Origin of the sequence: Neofamilia massiliensis, assembly GCF_001299475.1 — a bacterium.
Taxonomy (GTDB): Bacteria; Bacillota; Clostridia; order Tissierellales; family Peptoniphilaceae; genus Neofamilia; species Neofamilia massiliensis.
In genome coordinates, this window is record NZ_CYUJ01000002.1 from 108,751 (window position 1) to 125,581 (window position 16,831).

Consider the following 16,831-nt stretch of genomic DNA (forward strand, 5'->3'; position numbering starts at 1 on the left):
AGTTCCCTATTTCTTAAGGAGCTTTATATGTTGGATAAAATAAAAATTAATTTTTTGGACCTGTTTAGGAGCAAGTGGAAGTTTATTTTCTTTGTGCCTATTTGTCTTTTTTATGGTTATTTATTTTTTAATTTTGGATTTTTTAAGGCTTTTAATTTTGGGTCCTGGAATAGAAATTTTCATTTTGTGGAAATTCTCACAATGGGCTTGTGCTTTTTTGTTGGCGTATATTCTATCCAATCTTTAGACGATATGGACTTGACCCTGCCTCTTAGTAGGGAAAAAACTATTTTAGCTCTTTATTTTTCTAATTTACTTTTTGTAGGTATTTACCTAGTTGTTACTTTTATTTTCTTATTTCTTTCAGCTTTATTTCTAGGCTATAGCCTGGGATATATTTTCAATGTTATTTTTAATGTTATTTTCATAGATATTTTGGCCTTTAATTTTAGTCTTGTTTTGGGAATGTTAGTAGGTAGACTTATAAAATACAAGCTTGCCTATCTTTTTGTCTTCATTCCTGTTTTGTTTTTCACTCCACTATTTTCTATGAGATTTTTATTTATGATCTTTCCTGAGAAGATGGATTTTTGGAAGGGGCTTAGTTTTTTAGAAGACAATGTACAACTTACCTTCTTAACATCTCTTGGAAATGTCTATGACAGAGTCTACTTTTTTGACAAGGCTATTCCCCTTGTCTTTGCTATTCTTTTATTAGTAATTTTACTTGCTACATTTGCTTCTAAGAAGGGAATACATTTTGTTAGTATTGTTTTTCTTCTGGCCCTTAGCAGTTTTGTCTTAACTAAGTCGGCAGATGTAAATTATGAAGAATATTCGTCTGTATATAGTTTGTCTACAATGGAAAAGAGAGAAGCTTTTTTGGAAGACTATAATAGCGATGTAGAAGTGACCTCTTATAAAATGGATATAGCCTTAGGCGAAAATTTTAAAAATATTTGCGAAATTGAGCTAGTAAATAATGGAGAAGACCTAGTAGAGGATTTTTCTATGGCCTTTAGTTCTAGCCTTTATATTGATGAGCTCCTCTTAGATGGAAAAGATTTCTCTTATAGTAGGGATGGTGAAAGTCTATTATTTAAGGGGATTTTATTAGAGCCAGGTGAGAAGAAAAAACTTTTTATTAGCTATGGTGGCACCTTAAAAGATCTCCTAAACCCAGGTATTTTATTAAATTATTCTTCCAAATCTTCTTCAAATCTTTTGCCAGCAATGAATTGGTATCCTATAATAAAGACCAATAGTGAAGTCGACTTTGACCTTCAAATATCTTATAACAACAAGCTAATTACAAATTTGAATGATTTTGAGATTTTAGACTCAGGATCAAGCCATATAAGTGGCAGGAGCAAATACTTGTATTTATCAGATGGATACTATGCTGAGACAGATAGAGACGGAGTTCGTTATGTAAGCTCAGAAGAAATTATAAAGAATTATTTGGCTGACTATGATAAAACAATTGAGTATTGTATTGAAAATGGTCTTGCCAGGAAAAACCCAAGACAAATTGTTATTTTCCCTAGTGGCCACGGAGATTACTTTGAACTAGATGACAGCTTAATGCTTAGTGAGTACTAATTATGTTAGGTGATAAGATGACTAAAAATATTTTAAGCATAAAAGACTTAAGTTTTTCTTATAGGAGAAAAAACTTTATAGAAAATATGACCTTAGACTTGGAAGAGGGAATCAATGTCCTAATTGGTCACAATGGCTCTGGAAAAACTACTTTAATAAAAATCCTGGCAACAATATACAAGGTTAAAGCAGGAGAAATTTTTCTTAATGACATTAGTTATAAAAACCTTGACCAAATAAAAAAGCTTATAGCCTATGTACCTCAGAAATTTAATTCCTACGACAACATAAAAGTAAAAGAGTATATAGATTTTATGAGTGGCTTTAAATCTTCTAATCCAGATGAATATCTAAATTTATTTGGCATAAATGAATATAAAGACAAAAAATTAAAGGCCCTATCAGAGGGGATGAAAAAAAGAGTAATAATTGCTGGAGCCTTGTCCCTAAAACCAAAACTTATTCTCTTAGATGAGCCTTCTTCAGGCCTTGACAAAGAAGGCAGAGAAGAACTTAGAAAAATTTATGAGCACATAAAAATAAATTATCCACAGGTAATAATTTTATATTCAACTCATTTAGAAGAAGATATTTTTCAATGCGTCGATATAATTATTGAAGTCAAAGAAGGAAAAATTATTTTTAATGGAGATTTAGAATCTTATAAGGAAAGATAGGAAAATGCTGGGAATTTTAAAAGTAGATATAAAAAACAACAAGATAATATTTGCAAGCCTATTATTAGCTATTAGTATTTTTACTCTATGCCTATATTTTGGCCTTTATGAAATTCGCTTTTTTAATGATGCCTTAGAGGCCAAGAAATTAAGCAGCCAAAATACAAATTTTTTAAAATGGATCGAGCTTATTTATCCTTTAATTTTTACAAGTTTTATAATAAAAATATTTTCAGATAGTCACTCAAGAGAAACTATAGCCTTTAGTCTAAGCCTGCCTATATCAAATTTTAAATTTCTCATATGCAGATTTTTCCTATGGACTTTAATATTTTTCTTATTATTTTATCCATCAATTAGTTTTTTTAAAGGAGCTGTAATAAATGAACTAGGTTATGATTTTCTACCAGTTTGGGGCTTTCATACTTATACTTTAATCAATATGGTGGTCTTATCAACCTATGTCTTATTTATTCAAATAATATTAGGACAATATTACTACGCCCTTGGCTGCCTATTTTTATATGTCTTATTTGATTATTTTTCAGAAGGAAGATTTTTAAAAAATTTCACCCTTCACCCTCTTTCCTTTAAAGCCTTTAGCGACTATGAATTTATACAAAATAGAATAACACTAATAGCAATAGCCCTTGTCCTAATAATCCTAATTTATTTATTACTTGAAAAAAGTAATATGTTTAGAAAAAACATTTGATAAATTGTAATTATTCTCAGACTTTTGTGAATTAATAAGATTTATATTATTAATGGCGAGAATAAACGGATATTTATTTAATATTTTCCATTTATATAGCTATATATAAATTTGTTTTTTATTTTGATACTATATATAATGATATTTATACGAGCTTAATAATAGGTTAAAACAATTAAGTATATAATTAATGGTTTAATATAAATGTCAACCGAAAAAATGCACACTCTTATAATTGAACTCAACGAGAATTAGTATAAAAAAGTATTCAAGAAAACAAGAAGATTAAGATTTTGATGAGGTGATAAAATGAGTAGAAGTATTAATTTAGATTCTTTATATCAGATTATAAATAATCCTATGATCTATAAAAATAAAAATATAATGAAAAATTTTTTAGCAACACTAGATGACGAGGTTTCAAACATTTCAAATATTCAAATAAAATACAGAGAATTAGAAACATTTAAATCCTTGTATGAAAAGATAGGAAATAAATTGAAACCCGAACAGAAAGAAGCTTTTTATTATGGATATAAAAACAGTAAAGCTATTAATCAGGAATTTGATTTATTGAGATTTAATAAAGATACGACTTTAAATATTGAGTTAAAGTCTGAGTATCCAAATGGTGGTAAGGAAAGAATTGAAGAGACCTTAAGAAGACAAAATCATATTTTATTAAATTGCACAAAAAATGTAATAAATTATGCATATGTCTTAAGCGATGAAAAATTATACTTATTAGCTCCAACTAATGATTGCTCAAGTGAAGATTATAAATTTTCAGAAGTAGATTTTTCTAGATTAATTCAGGACATATCAAGTGACTATGTCGAATGTAATAAGCTTGAAACAATAAAAGCAGAAGATTTAATAATATCACCTTATAGTGAACCTGAAAAATTTATAGCGAACTCATATTACTTAAATCAGGAACAAAAGGAAATAGTTGATAAAATATTAGAAACTGAATCTCAATATTATTGCATATCAGGCGGGGCAGGCACTGGAAAATCACTTGTACTATTTCATTTAGCTAAACAGTTTAAAAAACAAGATAAAAGTGTAATCTTAGTTTTTTGTGGTAAATTAGAAAACTATAGAGAATTAAGTGAGACTCATAACTTTGATATTATTGATATAAAATCAATAAGTTTTGATTTTTCACAGCTTAAAGAGTATGATGTTGTTTTATTTGATGAATTTCAAAGGGTTAGAAAAGAACAATATAATATCTTAATAAATTTAGACTTAAAGTTAGTTGTTTATAGCGTTGATAAAAAACAAACATTGCATCCAAGTGAGAAAACATTAAATATAGAAGACAGGCTAAATGAAAAAATAGAAATTATTAATTATCATTTAGGTGATAAAATTCGACAAAATAATGAAATGTCGTGGTTTATTAGAAAATTATTGCAACCTAATGATAGAGAAAGTCAACCAGCTGATTATAAAAAAGTAACGGTTAAATACTTTGACGATAGAAAAATAGCATCAGAATATATCAAAAATAAGTGTAATCACGATCAATTTGTACCTATTGAATTAACGGAATATAATACAAAGATCACAGGGAAGAAGCAAAGGGAAAGTCTTTTAAATTTTTCAAAAAATATTCACGATGTAATAGGAAAAGAATACAATAATGTAATTGTTATATTTGATGAATATATATATTACGATGTTGAGACTGCTAAATTAACATCTAATTATAAAGAAAGTAATAATTATATTAACTACCCATATGATGAGTTTAGTTGTTATTTTGAAGCCTTAACTAGAGTTAGAGACAAGCTAGAAATAGTAATCATTAATAATCCTGATTTATATGAGACGGTATTGGAGATACTTAACTGGAGGAAAAACATCAATGAAGAACTAAAAAACGAAAATGAGAATTTAAAAGAGGAAATCAGGGCTCTAAGACAAAAATAAGTTTTAAATATAAACTATTAAACATTTATAATGAGATGACTATGAGTTTTTAGAGTTTAAGAAAAGTTCGTAAATGACGCAATAAATCCCAAACCCAGTGTTAACAAAAAAAGTTAAAAACTAAATAAATAATATTCTTTCAAAATTAAAAGATAGAGCAATGATAGATTAGTAATGGTTAGGGGCTTGATTATGAAAATACAATAGACATTAATTATATATCAGAAAAAGTATCGTTCTAATATTATTTTTATGAAAAAGCATTTGAAGTATTGGATTTTACTGTTGATATTAGTGTATCCAGGTTTGGTTTATAAAACCCTCCTTTATCCAATTTTAGATACTAACTTATTGATGTTTAGAGAAATGGTAATAGTAATGTCATTTACTGGTGTTCTTGCCCTATATCTTTTGTATAAAGATTTAGACAAAGAAGAATAAAATTTTAAGATGAGCTAAAGAGGACGGAAACAATGAAAAATAAAGTAAAATATTTTATATTGGCGACTTTGCTATTGATAATTAATGTCTCTTGCAAGTCTGAGACATCTAGCAACATTGCCTACGATTATTGGCAAAGCCAAGCAAAACTATGTATGGTCAGAGAAGAAACTTCTATGGAAGATGTTTTTCATTATGAGGAAATATTCCTAGACGATGGCTCTTATGCTATAAAAAAAGTTAAAAACCAGGGAAAAATGGACCTAATAAAAAATGAAATTGTAGCCTATAGATTGACATCAGACGGAAAGGTTCTTATAACAGTTTTTGACGAAACCTATAGTACAGGATTTATAAGCAAAAAAGACTTTGAGACAAAATTTTCAACAGACGTAGCTGAAATGACAGAGTTTGGAGATATGGCCTTTGTAAAAAATGAAACTAAAATTTATGACGAAGACTTTAATGTAATAAGAACAATAGAAGGTTCAAATCTTGCATCTATCCCTCTTGGTAAAATTTTAGAAAGAGGAGACGAATACTATAAAATTTCCTTTAATCCTGATGGTAGCTGGCAGGTTTTTGTAAAAATAGAAGATTTGAAATATGATGGCCTATTTGAAGCAGATAATTCTTACAGCTTTAAACTTTAAGATGAGGCTTCTTGCTACTTTTATGCCATAGGACTTTAATTATTTAAGAAATTCTACTTTTGAAAGGACGGTATTATTATGAATTTTAATTTTACAATAAAGAAAATAAGGAGAAATATTCCTATTATTTTTCTTATAAGCAGTATTTGTCTAATACTAATATCTTGTAAGTCAGCCGACCAGGCTCCAGTTGAGAAAGATAATAGACAATATATTTCTATTACAGAAACACATAAAAACGAAGAGGGACAATTGATAGTTTCCCTCTTCACATTTTTTACTGAAAATAATGAGGTGGAAAAAGCGATAGATTTTCCATTTACAGCACAATACTCTTTAGGTGCATGTGATTTAGCAGATAATATAGCTTATTTATCAAAAGATGTAAATAATACGGGAGATCAAATTTTTTCTTATAACTTGGAAACAAAAGAAGAAGAGCAAATCACCGATAATTTATTTGCAGTAAATTATATTATTCCTACTAAGGATAAGGTGTTTTTTGCTGCCTGCAAATTAGGCCAGGCAAATGTTTGTTTAGGAGCCTATGATAAAAATACCAAGGAAATAAAATACTGGGGCGATGATGGAGATACAAACATTGAAAACATCTGCGTAGATGAAGAGACTGCAAGTATTTATATTAGCACATATTCAGAAAAAGAGGATAGATATAATTTGCAACATCAGACAAGTGACGACTTTGTAATTCCTGATCACTCTATATGGAAAATAAGCTTTGACTTTGAAGACGAGACAAAGTTATTTACGATACCTGAAAAGTGGGCCCGTATGTTACTTATAAACGATTCAAAACTATTAGTTATTTACGACCACAAATACAACGACTCTGCAACTCCATCTGAATGTATTTATTATGATCTAGAAGAAAACAAGAAGCTAGACTTTGACCTTCCGCCTTATAGAATAGAAAAGGGCAACGCTTCATTTTCTGAAGATGGCAAGTCCTTATACGTCCTTTCAGAGTTAGAAAATGATGAAAATAGAAAACTCTATAAGTACAACCTAGAAGATAAATCCTATGAATTATTATTTGAACCGACAGAAAATGGCTTTATTAATAACTGCCAATTGATAGGGCACTAGATATTAGAAAGTCAATACAAACTGTTGGAAAAACTTTGAGTAATAAAAAACCCTTAAAAATTAATTTAAAACCCTAACCAGAGTTAAAAATCCTAGCTCTGGTTTTTTAATGAAAATGTAAAGGCATCACACCTTAATTTCGGGTATATATAAAATAATATTTTAAGGAGGTATAGAAAAATGAAAATTACAACTATTATTTCAAACAACTAAGAGGGGAAGAAGTCCTCTCGAAATTCTAGGAGGATTTATGATATATATAGAAAATTTAAAAAAGACCTTGGCTGACAGGGACTTATTTGAAATTGAAGACTTGGCCATTTCTGAAAATGATAAGGTAGCCTTAATTGGCGACAATGGTGTAGGGAAGACGACTTTTTTTCGTTTGATTTTAGGCCTTGATAGGGAATATTCTGGCAGGGTTAGTGTTGATAGATCAATGGATTATTTATTAAATGTAGACACCGAAGATAAAAATTTTTCTAGGGAAATTTATTCTAAGGCCCAGCTTAAGGAAAATGAAAGCTACAGTCCTGGAGAGTACAGGAGACTAAAACTTTTAGACCTGCTAGTTGATGAGTTAAGCTTTCTCTTGTTAGATGAGCCGACATCTCATTTGGACATGGACCAAAAAGAAGAATTAATTGAGAGGTTAAAGGCTAGAAGGCTAGGCTATTTAATAATTTCCCACGATCGTGACTTTATTAATAAAACTTGCACAAAGATTTTAGAACTTGCAAATGGAAAAATCGAAGTCTACAATGGAGACTACAAATTTTATCTGGCTGAAAGAGAAAAAAGACGCAAGTTCCAAGAAAGAGAATACGAAAATTATGCGAGGGAAAAGGCCAGGCTGGAAAATTTGGCTATAAGTATTAAGGATCAGTCTGCAAAAGTTAAAACTGCGCCAAAGAGAATGGGAAACTCAGAAGCCAGACTCCACAAAATGGGCGGACAAGGCAACAAGAAAAAATTAGACAAGCAAGTTAAGGCAGTTGAATCTAGGCTAAGACAACTTGACGTTAAGGAAAGGCCCAAGGAAGCAAGCCAGATAAAATTAAAAGCCCCAGCTAGTGGAAAAATTCATTCCCAAGTTTTAATAAGAGCAGAAAAACTAAACAAGTCCTTTAAAGATAAAATTCTATTTGATCAAGCTAACTTTATAATAGAAAATAATTCTAAAGTGGCCCTGCTTGGTGAAAATGGGTGTGGAAAGACTACACTTTTAAAAATGATTTTAGATGAAGAACAGGTTTGGGTCCATCCTAATTTAAAAATAGGTTACTTTAGTCAAATGAACGATACACTTGAAGATAAAAAGACTATTTTAGAAAATATTTTAGCCACATCTATTTACGATCAGACTCTAAGCAGAATTGTTCTTGGCAGACTAGGCTTTAAAAATGACGATGTCAACAAGGTTGTCGAGCTTTTAAGCGATGGAGAAAAGGCTAAGGTAAAGCTGGCGAAAATTTTGACAGCTGACTTTAACTTTTTAATTTTCGACGAGCCGACAAACTTTTTAGACCTAAGGGCTATTGAAAGTCTAGAAGAACTTTTAAAATCCTACGATAGGCCCATAATATTTGTAAGCCATGACGAAGAATTTATCAATAATCTTGCAGACAGGCTATTAATTATTGAAAACAAAAAACTTGTAAGATTTAAAGGAAGTCTAGTCCAATATAAAAACAGAAAACAGCAGGCGAAGGAAAATAATGACGAAGACAAACTTCTCCTTGACTTTAGACTTTCATCTATAAATTCAAGGCTGGCCATGGATATATCAAAAGAAGAAAGAGAAAGCTTAGAAGAAGAATATAAAAATTTGCTTGAGAAAAAAATATAGAAAAATAAAAGCGGTCTAAGATAAAATTAGGCCGTTTTTATTTTTCAAAACTTTCTTGTAAACTTTTATTAAACTCTAAAAAGATTTTTGTATTATAATTAAATTAATAAACTCGAAACACAAGGAGGGATTTTATGAAGAGAAAATTTAAGTTTTTACTTATTTTTATCTTGGCTACAAGTCTTCTTAGTGGCTGTAAGAAAGTAGACACTTCCAACAAAGTTGCAGAAGAAGAGTCTAAGCCGAAAACTACAAGTATAGCAGATGATAAAAATTTAGAATCTAAAGAGAAAACTTCTGAAAAGGAAAAACCTGTTCCTGAAGAAAAAATCGATCAGGAAAAGAAAATAGAAAAATTATCCTACGTCAATGGAGGAAATACAGGCTCTATGTCTTCTTATGTTGAAGACAGGGAACTTTGGAAGGATTTTACAGATGAAAAACATATAGCTGCTGCAAAGAAAATTTCTTACGGCCTCCACCTGCCTAGAATTCTTTTAGATTCCGAAGATGCTAAAGAAGCCAACAAAGACCTTGACGACCTTGCTAAAAATATCTTGGGCCTATATGAAAGTTATAGGGACCAATTTCAAAGTGAAGAACTTGGAGTTTTTGCTTCTTTTTCTGCCTATCAAGATGAAAATATCCTCAGCCTTATGGTTGAAACTTTTGACTGGCAAGAAGCTTATCCACTTTATAGGATCTATAATTTTTCACTGCCAGATGGAAGGCTTATTAAGGACCAAGAGCTTATGAAAAATTTTGGCTTAGATGAGGATGATTTACTTAGAACAATCGAAAGTTCATTAAAGGACTACCAAGACCTAACGAGAAAAATTTATTATAGCGATGACTTCGAATATTTTTATGAATCCAATCCATCAAATTATACTGGGAAAATCTTAGACGACCTTTGGGACCAAAGATCTACCAAGGAAAATCAAATTTACATTAATCAAGTAGCTAGGCCTAATTTTGTTTTTTCAAGCTATCCTAGTTTAGAAAGTGGATTTGGACCTCAAATTTTAGAATTAAAGAGAAACACCTTTGATACCAGCCCTCTTTCTGATGAGTATATAAAAATGGCGAGAAAGCTTGGTATAGATCCAGATGATAATAAGTACAAGGCCTTTATTATTTTCTTAGGCGCTGCCTATGACGAAGATAGCTTGAAAGCAAGTCTTGAAAAACTTCAACCTTGGATTAACGCCTTTAATAACTATGAAGACCCAAACCTACTAGCCACCATAAAAGAAAATAAAGAAGGACAAAGGCCTTACTTAATTGGCCAAGAATGTTATCTACTTATTCCTAAGTACAAAAACGCTTCAGTCTCCTTAAAGGAGTTAGAACTAGCTGAAGATGGAAACTTAAAAGAAGTAGACAATAACTACCTAGACTACGCATCTTGTGCAGGAACAACTCTTATCTGCCAAAACATTAGCGATATTGTTCCAAATGCAAAAATCACCCTTAGGTATAGGGACGATATTTTAGAATTTTCGCCTAGTATTAGCCTAAAAGACGGCAGCTTAATTCTTCCAGATGAAGTTTTTGATGCAGAAGATATTTATGACTATGAAAATCCAATAAAAGAAGATAGCTACTCACTAGACCTTTTTGAAAAATTTAAATTTCTATTGGGACAAGGTTAATAACTGTTAGTTTCCATTTTAAATTTATCTATTAATAAAAATATCAGTAGAAAGCCTTAAACCAGAGTTAGTAAACCTAGTTCTGGTTTTTTGATGCAAACAAAAAAAAGAGAGACTAAAGTTAAAGTCTCTCCTTAAAATCTTATAAAATCTTTAAGCTATTTAATTAAATAGATCCGCCAATAAGTCTTTGCCATTCTTCACTGCCATTTTCATTTTCAATAGCTTGGTGGGATTCAAAGGCTTCGACTAATTCGTAATAGCCCCAATGACTGGAATCTAAGTCTTTAAACTTAGTTATCAAGTCTTGGTTCTTACTAATAAAGGACTTGTCAGCTTGTCTATTATAAAGACGGTTTAGCATAGTGGCAACTTCAACACGTTTTATGTTTCCATCTGGACGGAAAGTATTATCTTCGTAGCCTTTTATACGGCCGTTGGCATAGGCTTGGTTAATTGCAGCCTTAAAAGGATGGCCTTCTATATCTGTAAAAGGAGCTGGCTCAGAGATTTTATTATCTACATAGCTAATTAGTTGAGCTAGTTCTGCTCTTGTAATTGGACGGTCTGGATAAAACATTTGTCCCTTACTTTCTTCTAACCAACCTTGAGCGTAGGCATAGTCAATATATTTTTTGTACCAAATACCAGCTTCAACATCAGAATAAATAGGTTCACTATTTTCTTTTAGATCTCTAGCGTCCTTGCCCTTATATCTTTCTAGTCGAACGAGAGTTGTTACAGCTTCGGCTCTAGTCATATTTCCCTCTGGCATAATAGTTTTTTCGGGATAGCCCTTTAAATATGCCATATCTAAACGGGTAGTCTTATAGACAGTTTTTACATCAGTAAAGGTCATAGGTATTGTTTGGTATATCACTTCTGGACCATTTATCTTTTTCCAAACAGCATTGAGATAGGCGCCTTTAGGCCAAATAACAGGAATCTTAACTGTCGTTCTTTTACTGTTAGGATGTTCAATTATAAAGCCTTTTGATTCCCAATGATCGAAGACGTAGATATTTTGGTCTACTGGTTGAGAATCTGCATCTATTTCAAAAGACTTTAAGTCAGGTTCGATTCTTACATATTTAAATGTATCTCTTAGGTCATTCATATCAGGAGACCCTAATTTTTCTTTGTCTTTTTGATTTTTAATAGGGTATAAGATCTTTTCATTTTTTAGGTCTTTTTTTATATAGACCTTATTAACGGCTTCCTTAAATCGGACATTGCCAGAAATAGCAGCTGTATTTCCCTGGGCTTCAAATATAGATCCGGATACATTAATATAGCTAGAATATTGTGGGCCATCAAGAGAAACACCTAAAGCTAACGATTCTGAAGCATCAGAAGGATCTTTATTGATCTTAGAATTCAAATAAACTTCTGAATTTAGCACATCTAAAACAAGTTCACCACCTGATGTAGACATATATATAGGAAACGATACATCGTTTGTACCTTCTACATCAATTGTTACATAAGAATCGTTAAACTTTACATGTTGTGTTGAAAACAAGCCGTAAGGTAGTTCTCCTTTTTGCTTTATCGATAGCATACTATCAATAAACTCTATGTCACCTGATTTAATACCGTAAACACCGTAATCTTTTAAAAGAGCTGTATCTAAACTTTGAATATCAATTGTAGAGTTAACAACTTCCACACCAAAAGTCCCACTACAATCTAGTCCAGTTTCAGTATTTTGAAGTTTGATTTTTGTATCTAAAATTTCCCAATTGCTTTGATAAAGTGTAAGACAAGGATTGGAAGTGTAACTTGTAATATCAAGACTTCCATCTCCAGTTAAGGTAGCTGAATCTTTAATAGCAGCATCTAATAAGAGTGAACCTTTAATTATATTATCTCCAACTAGATTAAATGTTAGACTATCATTGCTTTCATAATCTACTGCTGATATGGAAATATCTAATAAGTATTTACTATCTTCATTATTAACGTTGACAATGGAGATAGTATTTGAAGCTTTATCGTAAACTAGATTTCCACTTACACCAAGACCACTAAAATCATCTGAAAAATCTATCAGAACACTTTCATCTGACAAGGTATCTAAATAGAATTTCTTTTCAAAAGATTTAAATTCATCATAACTACTATCTGATTTTTCTAGAAACTTAATAGAAATTTCAAAATGGCGATTAGATCCTTCTGCCATAACATTTCTAGGAACTAAAGAAATTAAAAGCAGTAGAAATACTCCAACAACAAGTCTAAAATACTTTTTTTATTCACTTGTACATCCTCCTTTATAAGCGCTCTAAATTTTAAAATTTCGCTTAAAACATTAACAATATTATATAAGAAAATTTAATATTTGTAAACTCCTTTAGCTAAGAATAAAATCTATAAAAAACATATTGACAGGACTTTATATTTTTGTTATCATATGAACAAAGAAACAAATGAATGAACAGTCATTTATAAAAAACACGGAGGTTATTATGAAAAAGACTTATAAATTAGAAGATTTAGAATGTGCAGCTTGTGCAAACAAAATGGAAGATGCTATTAATAAATTAGACGAGGTTGCTACTGCGTCTATTAACTTTATGACTTCAAAGTTAAAACTTGAGGCTGAAAATATTGACGATGGCCTTCTTGATAAAATCCAAGGGGAAATTTCTAAAATAGAAAGGGACTGCAAAATTGTTCGATAAGTTTAAGGACTTGAGCAAAAAACAAAAGAGAGATTTGAAGAAACTCTTTTTGGCAGCAGGTCTTTTAATTTTAGGCGTGGTCTTTAAAGGCTATAAGTATTTTTCCCTTGGTGCCTTGTTAATAGCCTATCTTATTGCAGGTTTAGATGTTTTAAAACTTTCTGCCTACAATATTAAAAACGGCCAGGTCTTTGATGAAAACTTTTTAATGTCTATAGCAACTCTTGGGGCTATTGGCCTTGGCGATTATTCTGAGGCAGTTTTTGTAATGATCTTTTACAAGACTGGTGAGTTTTTTGAAGATTTAGCAGTTGGTAAGTCGAGAAAGTCTATCCAAAGTTTACTTGAATACGCACCTGATGAAGTTAGGGTTATAAGAGATGGCGAAGAAGAAATTGTAGACCCAGACGAAGTTGAAATTGGCGAAATTATTTCTGTTCTTCCTGGAGAAAAAATCGCCTTAGATGGAGAGGTCACAAATGGATCATCTTCTCTCAACCTAGCTTTTTTAACTGGTGAGTCTCTTCCTGTTGATGTAGAGATTGGGGACCAAGTTCACAGTGGAGCCATTAATCTTTCAGGCCATTTGGAAATTAAAGTTTCAAAGACCTTTGACGATTCTACTGTTTCAAAAATCCTTGAACTAATTGAAGAGTCAAGTGAGAAGAAATCTGTTTTAGAAAATTTCATTAACAGGTTCTCCAGATATTATACGCCAATAGTTGTCTTCTCAGCGCTTTTCCTAGGCCTGGTCTTCCCACTTATTATTAGGGACGCCTTTGGTCCTTGGATAAAGAGGGCGCTAATCTTCTTAGTTGTGTCTTGTCCTTGCGCTTTAGTGTTATCTGTGCCACTGGCATTTTTTGCAGGTGTTGGCAAGGCATCAAGAGAGGGAATTTTAGTTAAGGGCTCAAATTATTTAGAAGCCTTGGCCAGAGTTGAGACTATGGTCTTTGACAAAACTGGAACCTTAACTGAAGGGAACTTTTCTATTATTGAAGAAAATTCTTATTCAAGTGACTTTGATTTTAAAATTTTAGCAGGATCTCTTGAATCTTATTCAAATCATCCAATTGCCGATTCTATTAGATTAAAATACGGCAGCGACCTTAAAGACGAAATTTCTAATGTTCAAGATGTTCATGGCAAGGGCCTAGTTGGAACTTATAAGGACAAGGTGCTGGCAGTTGGTAATGAAAAACTACTAGCTGACTACAACATTGAAGCTCCTGAAACGAAAAACATTGGAACAAAGGTCTATGTAGCCTATGATGGAAAACTTCTTGGCTCCTTAGTAATTGCAGATGTTATTAAGGACCACAGCAAGGAAGCCCTTTCTTCCTTAAAGGACGAGGGCATCAAGTCCTTAGTTTTATTAACTGGTGACAAGGATGAGGTTGCCGACCAAGTTGGGAATTATTTGGGCATAGACAAAATTTATTCTCAGCTCCTTCCTGACGACAAGCTAAAAATCCTAGAGAACCTTCTTGACAAGGAAGGCAAGTCTATGGTTGCCTTTGTTGGCGATGGAATAAACGACGCGCCATCAATTGTAAGAGCTGATGTTGGCATAGCCATGGGAGCTCTTGGAACTGATGCGGCCATTGAGGCGGCAGATATTGTTCTTATGGATGACAACTTAAATAAATTACCTAGGGCAATAAAGATTGCTAGACAGACCCTAGGAACTGCAAGATTTAATGTTATATTTTCTCTGGCAGTAAAGATTTTAGTTTTAATCCTTTCAGTTTTTGGCCTGGCGACAATGTGGATGGCAATTTTTGCAGACGTTGGAGTTATGCTAATAGCTGTTTTAAATTCAATGCGACTTATGAAAAATTAATTTTAATCCTCTGAGATTTTGTCTTGGAGGATTTTTTGTGAAAATTTTTAAGGAGAAAAAATTTGGCTATAATAATGATAAGGAGTTGATGACATGGAATTTAAAAAATTTAAAGATAGATATTTAGTGAGACTTGAAAAAGGCGAAGACATAGTTCAAAGCCTTTTAAGTCTTGCGAAAAGTGAAAATATAAGGCTGGCTAGCATTAACGGCCTAGGTGCTGTTTCCTATGCAGAAATTGGCCTTTATAAGTTAGATGAGAAAAAGTATTATTCAAATACTTATGAAGGCGACTTTGAAATTGCCAACCTTCACGGCAACTTGTCAACTATGGACGGAGAAGAATATATCCACCTCCACATTATTGTTGCTGACGGCGACCAAAGATGTTTTGGTGGCCACTTAAACAAGGGGATCATTTCTGCAACTGGAGAAATCTTTGTCGATGTTCTTGACGGAGAAGTTGACAGGTTTAAAGGAGAAAATGGTATAAATCTCTTGGATTTAAAATAAAATGAAAGCTAAGAAGATGATTATTTTAATTTTGGCAGTTCTTGCCCTGGTCTTTGTGCTTGTAAAAATGAGAGACTTAAGACCAAGATACAAAGAAAATAAAAATTACAAAGAAGGAGACAATATGGAGATAAAAATTTCTGTAAATGATTTAGGCAATAAAGACCCTAGGGTCCTCTACCTAGCAGGTGGATGTTTTTGGGGAGTTGAAGGATATTTTTCTAGACTAAATGGCGTAATCGACACTGAAGTTGGTTATATAAATGGGAAAACTGATAAAACTTCTTATCAAGATTTAAAAATCACCGACCACGCAGAGGCAATAAAGTTAACTTACGATGCCAACAAAATTTCCCTAGAAGAACTTTTAGACCACTATTTTAGAATAATTGACCCAACCTCTGTAGACAAACAAGGCAACGACAGGGGCAGACAGTATAGGACTGGAATTTATTCAGATGATGAAGAAGTTTTAGAAAAAGCTAAGACCTATCTTGACCAAAGACAAAAAGACTATGACAAAAAAATTGTAGTTGAAGTTGAAAGAGTTAATAACTATATTCTTGCAGAAGACTACCACCAAGACTATTTAGAAAAAAATCCTGGCGGCTACTGTCATGTGGACCTTAGCCTGGCAGACAAACCTCTTTACAAGTCCTATGAGAAAAAATCTCAAGAAGAATTAAAAAGCCAGCTAACTGACCTTGAGTACCAAGTGACCCAAGAAGCAGCAACTGAAAGACCATTTTCATCAGAATACGATGACTTTAATAAGAAGGGAATTTATGTAGACAAAACAACAGGCCAGGCTCTCTTTTCATCAAGGGACAAGTATGACGCAGGTTGTGGCTGGCCATCTTTTACCAGACCAATTTCATCCTACGCCCTTGACTACAAGGAAGACTTATCCCACGGTATGAACCGAGTAGAAGTAAAATCAACTGACGGTGACGCCCACCTTGGCCACGTCTTTGAAGATGGACCAAGAGATGAGGGAGGCCTTAGATATTGTATTAACGGAGCGGCCTTAAAATTTATTCCTTACGAAGAAATGGACGAAAAAGGCTACGGTGAATTTAAAAAATTTGTAGAATAAAAAATTGCAAAAGGAAATTGAAAAATCTCTGGCTATTAGGCTGGGGATTTTTTAT

At 32.1% G+C, this 16,831-nt stretch carries 14 protein-coding genes; 13 read left to right on the top strand and 1 reads right to left on the bottom strand.

All coding sequences use genetic code 11. The features are described 5' to 3' along the window. Positions 1-186: 186 nt before the first annotated feature. The 9 genes from BN2667_RS00505 to BN2667_RS00540 all read left to right on the top strand — a co-directional run bounded on the left by BN2667_RS00505 (position 187) and on the right by BN2667_RS00540 (position 10,640). Complete coding sequence (locus BN2667_RS00505; RefSeq protein WP_162200272.1) at positions 187-1,602, top strand: ABC-2 transporter permease; 1,416 nt, start codon at positions 187-189, stop codon at positions 1,600-1,602. Positions 1,603-1,619: 17 nt separating this feature from the next. Further along, positions 1,620-2,279, top strand: a complete 660-nt coding sequence (locus BN2667_RS00510) for an ABC transporter ATP-binding protein (protein WP_054251391.1) — start codon at positions 1,620-1,622, stop codon at positions 2,277-2,279. A gap of 4 nt (positions 2,280-2,283) precedes the next feature. Beyond that, the gene (locus BN2667_RS00515) at positions 2,284-2,994 is read left to right on the top strand and encodes a hypothetical protein (RefSeq protein WP_054251392.1); all 711 of its coding nucleotides are present in this window, start codon (positions 2,284-2,286) and stop codon (positions 2,992-2,994) included. A 309-nt stretch (positions 2,995-3,303) separates the two neighbouring features. Then, a complete protein-coding gene (locus BN2667_RS00520) occupies positions 3,304-4,935 on the top strand; it encodes a DNA/RNA helicase domain-containing protein (RefSeq protein ID WP_054251393.1) in 1,632 nt (543 codons plus the stop codon). Positions 4,936-5,187: 252 nt separating this feature from the next. Continuing rightward, on the top strand, positions 5,188-5,376 hold the full coding sequence (locus BN2667_RS09290; protein ID WP_154865129.1) for a hypothetical protein: 189 nt from the start codon (positions 5,188-5,190) through the stop codon (positions 5,374-5,376). A gap of 32 nt (positions 5,377-5,408) precedes the next feature. Continuing rightward, positions 5,409-6,029: a hypothetical protein gene (locus BN2667_RS00525; RefSeq protein WP_054251394.1), complete on the top strand. Its 621-nt coding sequence runs from the start codon at positions 5,409-5,411 to the stop codon at positions 6,027-6,029. 78 nt (positions 6,030-6,107) lie between these two features. Continuing rightward, on the top strand, positions 6,108-7,136 hold the full coding sequence (locus tag BN2667_RS00530) for a hypothetical protein (protein ID WP_054251395.1): 1,029 nt from the start codon (positions 6,108-6,110) through the stop codon (positions 7,134-7,136). 250 nt (positions 7,137-7,386) lie between these two features. Then, the gene (abc-f, locus tag BN2667_RS00535) at positions 7,387-8,985 is read left to right on the top strand and encodes a ribosomal protection-like ABC-F family protein (protein ID WP_054251396.1); all 1,599 of its coding nucleotides are present in this window, start codon (positions 7,387-7,389) and stop codon (positions 8,983-8,985) included. Positions 8,986-9,119: 134 nt separating this feature from the next. Continuing rightward, positions 9,120-10,640 carry a hypothetical protein gene (locus BN2667_RS00540; RefSeq protein ID WP_054251397.1) on the top strand — a complete coding sequence of 507 codons (1,521 nt, stop codon included), beginning with the start codon at positions 9,120-9,122 and terminating at the stop codon, positions 10,638-10,640. 166 nt (positions 10,641-10,806) lie between these two features. On the opposite strand, the gene BN2667_RS00545 is transcribed toward BN2667_RS00540, so the two are convergent. Beyond that, positions 10,807-12,822, bottom strand: a complete 2,016-nt coding sequence (locus BN2667_RS00545; protein ID WP_054251398.1) for an S-layer homology domain-containing protein — start codon at positions 12,820-12,822, stop codon at positions 10,807-10,809. A gap of 286 nt (positions 12,823-13,108) precedes the next feature. Here BN2667_RS00545 and BN2667_RS00550 point away from each other — a divergent pair, with 286 nt between their 5' ends. The 4 genes from BN2667_RS00550 (at position 13,109) to msrB (ending at position 16,776) form a co-directional block, all read left to right on the top strand. Then, a complete protein-coding gene (locus tag BN2667_RS00550; protein ID WP_054251399.1) occupies positions 13,109-13,324 on the top strand; it encodes a cation transporter in 216 nt (71 codons plus the stop codon). Between the two features lie 34 nt (positions 13,325-13,358). Then, a complete protein-coding gene (locus BN2667_RS00555) occupies positions 13,359-15,167 on the top strand; it encodes a heavy metal translocating P-type ATPase (RefSeq protein WP_242848701.1) in 1,809 nt (602 codons plus the stop codon). A 93-nt stretch (positions 15,168-15,260) separates the two neighbouring features. Beyond that, the gene (locus tag BN2667_RS00560; RefSeq protein ID WP_054251400.1) at positions 15,261-15,680 is read left to right on the top strand and encodes a PPC domain-containing DNA-binding protein; all 420 of its coding nucleotides are present in this window, start codon (positions 15,261-15,263) and stop codon (positions 15,678-15,680) included. 1 nt (position 15,681) lies between these two features. Next, positions 15,682-16,776: a peptide-methionine (R)-S-oxide reductase MsrB gene (msrB, locus tag BN2667_RS00565; RefSeq protein ID WP_082380145.1), complete on the top strand. Its 1,095-nt coding sequence runs from the start codon at positions 15,682-15,684 to the stop codon at positions 16,774-16,776. Positions 16,777-16,831 lie beyond the last annotated feature (55 nt).

What these genes read in the sequence shown, in the direction of transcription:
- BN2667_RS00510 (WP_054251391.1), top strand. Translation starts at nt 1,620, where the DNA reads ATGACTAAAAATATTTTAAGCATAAAAGACTTAAGTTTTTCTTATAGG.
- BN2667_RS00515 (WP_054251392.1), top strand. Translation starts at nt 2,284, where the DNA reads ATGCTGGGAATTTTAAAAGTAGATATAAAAAACAACAAGATAATATTT.
- BN2667_RS00520 (WP_054251393.1), top strand. Translation starts at nt 3,304, where the DNA reads ATGAGTAGAAGTATTAATTTAGATTCTTTATATCAGATTATAAATAAT.
- BN2667_RS09290 (WP_154865129.1), top strand. Translation starts at nt 5,188, where the DNA reads ATGAAAAAGCATTTGAAGTATTGGATTTTACTGTTGATATTAGTGTAT.
- BN2667_RS00525 (WP_054251394.1), top strand. Translation starts at nt 5,409, where the DNA reads ATGAAAAATAAAGTAAAATATTTTATATTGGCGACTTTGCTATTGATA.
- BN2667_RS00530 (WP_054251395.1), top strand. Translation starts at nt 6,108, where the DNA reads ATGAATTTTAATTTTACAATAAAGAAAATAAGGAGAAATATTCCTATT.
- abc-f (WP_054251396.1), top strand. Translation starts at nt 7,387, where the DNA reads ATGATATATATAGAAAATTTAAAAAAGACCTTGGCTGACAGGGACTTA.
- BN2667_RS00540 (WP_054251397.1), top strand. Translation starts at nt 9,120, where the DNA reads ATGAAGAGAAAATTTAAGTTTTTACTTATTTTTATCTTGGCTACAAGT.
- BN2667_RS00545 (WP_054251398.1), bottom strand. Translation starts at nt 12,822, where the DNA reads ATGGCAGAAGGATCTAATCGCCATTTTGAAATTTCTATTAAGTTTCTA.
- BN2667_RS00550 (WP_054251399.1), top strand. Translation starts at nt 13,109, where the DNA reads ATGAAAAAGACTTATAAATTAGAAGATTTAGAATGTGCAGCTTGTGCA.
- BN2667_RS00560 (WP_054251400.1), top strand. Translation starts at nt 15,261, where the DNA reads ATGGAATTTAAAAAATTTAAAGATAGATATTTAGTGAGACTTGAAAAA.
- msrB (WP_082380145.1), top strand. Translation starts at nt 15,682, where the DNA reads ATGAAAGCTAAGAAGATGATTATTTTAATTTTGGCAGTTCTTGCCCTG.